This is a genomic window from Okeania sp. SIO2F4 (genome assembly GCF_010672385.1).
Taxonomy (GTDB): Bacteria; Cyanobacteriota; Cyanobacteriia; order Cyanobacteriales; family Microcoleaceae; genus Trichodesmium.
Map to the genome: position 1 here is coordinate 1 of NZ_JAAHGT010000960.1, position 3,660 is coordinate 3,660.

At 31.5% G+C, this 3,660-nt stretch carries 2 protein-coding genes; both read left to right on the forward strand.

Translation table 11 applies throughout. The features are described 5' to 3' along the window. Positions 1 to 1,645: 1,645 nt before the first annotated feature. Positions 1,646 to 2,383 (forward strand): COP23 domain-containing protein, encoded by a 738-nt coding sequence (locus tag F6K22_RS35575; RefSeq protein WP_293109274.1) that lies wholly within the window; start codon positions 1,646 to 1,648, stop codon positions 2,381 to 2,383. 85 nt (positions 2,384 to 2,468) lie between these two features. Beyond that, a complete protein-coding gene (locus F6K22_RS35580; RefSeq protein WP_293109275.1) occupies positions 2,469 to 3,422 on the forward strand; it encodes a S1 family peptidase in 954 nt (317 codons plus the stop codon). Positions 3,423 to 3,660 lie beyond the last annotated feature (238 nt).

The window sequence follows — 3,660 nt, forward strand, 5'->3', positions numbered from 1 at the left end:
AGCATTCAGCATTCAGCATTCAGTTTTATTACCTTTAAAGGAGGAAAAGGCAATACTGATCGAGAACTACCCCTTTGATTTAATTTTCATCAATTTAGCCACCTCAAATATATATTTAAAAACAAGGATTTTTCAGTAAATTAGCTACTGAGTATTTGCTTAATAAATAAGCTATATATCGTAATTTTTATTATACCGTAGTAAGCATTTAGTCTTCAGCATTCAGCATTCAGTTTTATTACCTTTAAAGGAGGAAAAGGCAATCCGGATCAAGAACTACTCCTTTGATTTAATTTTCATCAATTTAGCCACCTCAAATATATATTTAAAAACAAGGATTTTTCAGTAAATTAGCTACTGAGTATTTAGTTAATAAATAAGCTATATATAGTAATTTATGTTATCCATTTTTGCCAACCAATCACCAATAAATTTAGTAATTAAATTACTTGAATTTGGACGATATTTTAGATAAAAAGTTAAGCATAATTTTGGCGACAAATAAGCCATTAATAGCTGTTATATAGATAAAAAATATCAAAAAGGAATGGTTAAAAGCCATGGCTCATAATTGCTAAATTATGACTCCTGACTCCTAACTTATAATAATTTGTAGGAAACATTTATTAAATTGGTATTATCCTCCTTCCCAAAATATTCCATAAGGCATAAATTTTGACTTTTTTGAATATTAGCTATTTAAGCTAATAGTTAATGGCTGAATAGTTAATTTTTTTTACACTAATTTGCTTCTAATCATCCATACACAATATTTTGGCTATTGCCTATAGTGTTTCTTAAGTTACTGAGGTACAGTTGTTTTTCTTCTTTTCTATTCTTACCAAACCCGAATTACTACTCTCTACTCCCTACTCCCTAAAACAAACAAATTTTATACCTCACGCTTTTTGGGAATTGCTATAAATAAAAAAAAATCTGTATTATGTCATAATTTTTTCCTTCTTCCTTATTCCTTCTTCTTTATTGAAGAAACTGATTGAATTACAGCACTTTGCCCGAATGCTGAGGTACAGTTTAATACTAATTTCTATTCCCTATTCCCCAAAGCTCTACAACTTTATACCTCATCAACTCCAAAAATTCTCTAAATAGTTTTCCGGAATCATAGTAAAAATATCGATCAATTGGATGAAGGTTGTCAAAACTATCAGTAATGAATAATTATCAATTATTTGTTTGGCACAACCTGAAATAGAAATCTCCCAAGATTTAGTAGTTATGAAAATCTTACAGAAGCCAATATTTCTTGGGTAATGGTACTAAGCGGAGGATATACTTAGCAAAGTTATAAATTAATAGCAAATAGTATAAATTATCTTCTCCATCAATGTTTTATTAACAGTTAGATAATTTTACACTTACCCATTATCCATCTTGAAAAGAAACCAACACTGCTTAAAACTATATAATTGTCCTAATTTAGAAAAGTACCACGTATTTGCATAATTCATTGAGGTACAGTTTAATACTAATTTCTATTCCCTATTCCCTAAAGCTCTACAACTTTATACCTCATCAACTCCAAAAATTCTCTAAATAGTTTTCCGGAATCATAGTAAAAATCTCGATCAATTGGATAAAGGTTGTCAAAACTATCAGTAATGAATAATTATCAATTATTTGTTTGGCACAACCTGAAATAGAAATCTCCCAAGATTTAGTAGTTATGAAAATCAAGATTTCCACAAAAATTATCCTAGTATTTGCCTTATGTTTCGGGATTAATTTAACTATAAATAATCCCACTTATGCTAGACCAAAACCTGAGTTACTTTGTGAACTAAAAGCAGAGCTATGCCAAAAACATGAAGAGACTGTATGTACAGAAGATGAGAGTTGTACTCATAAAATAGTAGAAAATTGCGACCAAGATAATCAAATTTCCTGTAATCAAACACAGTCTGTAGTTAAGGAATTTAAACCTGTAATTCGACCTAATACATTTTATTGTGACCAGGGTAAAAATGGTATTCCAACTACTTTTGTCAAAACACCACAAGGCACTTATCCAGTTATTCGCTGGGTTTCTAATTATTTCTTGTCTGCTGGATATAGTCCCATGACTCGTTGTCGTCAAGTATCAAACAAATTTCAATTATTCTACGATGATGGCAGACTAGATTACATTACGACTGGCATTGTTAATCGTCAACCTGTAGTTTGCGTTTCTGGTCAAAAGGGTGGTCCTTGTCAAGGAGTATTATTTACTCTCAAACCTTACCAAAATGCTAGTGAAACAATTCAAAAGTTATTTGATATTCGGGTTAGTGCTACTACAGGTCCGCTATATGAAAGTAGTTCTCGTTTCTATTTAAACTTTAATGATTATTTAGAAAGTTTAGTAAGCAAGGGAATGGAGTAATATAGCGCTACGCGCAAGTTAAAAGTCAAACGTTAAAAGTAAGAGTCAGTTTGAGCGTTTATAAATGTCTTAACCTATTTGCATAGTGCTATATTTTGTCAATCTGCGATCGCTGATATTGGCAGCTTCTATTGGTAGTGGGTTATTTTATTTGCCAATACAAAAGTTGTCTAAAAATTTTTCTGACCTGGAAAGTTCAGCAACTCAAATACAAAGTCAAAATTGTGCTGACTGTAATAATTTTTGTTCGATTAAAGAGCTTAAAAGTTTAGCTCAATCAATAACTGTTAAAGTTATTTCTGAAAATGGTTGGGGTTCAGGAATTATCTTGAAACGGGAGGGAGAAGTTTATACAGTTGTTACTAATCAGCACGTTTTAGATACTGACTATAAATCTTTTCTTATTCAGACTCCAGATGGTCTTTTTTATCAAGCAAATAAAATAGAAAACGAAGACTTTCAAGAAAATGATTTAGCTTTATTAGAATTTCGCAGCACTCACTCTACTTACACTGTTGCATCTCTGGAAAATTCTACTACTCTTTCTCCTGGAGATAAGACTTTTGCTGCGGGATTTCCTACTTTAGAAAAACCTCAAGATCAAGAACTTTTATTCACTAGAGGAAGAATTTCAATTTTGTCTGACCTCCCCTTAGAAAAGGGTTATCAAATTGGTTACACTAATGTCGTAAAAAAGGGTATGAGTGGGGGTCCTTTACTAAATATTTACGGGCAAGTAGTTGGTATTAATGGAATGCACGCTTATCCTTTATGGGGAAATCCTTATGTATATCGTGATGGCTCTCAACCGAGTTTGATTTTGCGCCAAAAAATGAGTCATTTAGCATTTGCTATTCCCGTTGAAACTCTAGCTAAATTAGCTCCAAAATTTGCATCTATACCAACTGTTAAATTGCATCAAGCTGCTAGTAGTAAAAAAGTTTTCAATTATTTACTTTTTGATGGTTTTCGTCAATTACTGAATTGGAGATTTTATCCACATATTTTGTCTAGTTCATCATGTGAGTCAAGAGTTTGAGAGAAGGTAAGGGTCGTAGGAACAGGTTTTAGATAAATAGTATGAGTAGATAGATTGATTTTGGTATGAAATTACTATTTACTAAAATTAAAAATAAAGCTTGTATTAATAGTCTTACTAAACACCAGTATATGGAGTTATAGCGCTTTTCATTAACTATAGAATACAAATATTTTGGATTAAAGGCAGAAGGCAGAGGGCAGAAGGCAGAAATTTTGTAGTCTACCTTTGTGAAAAC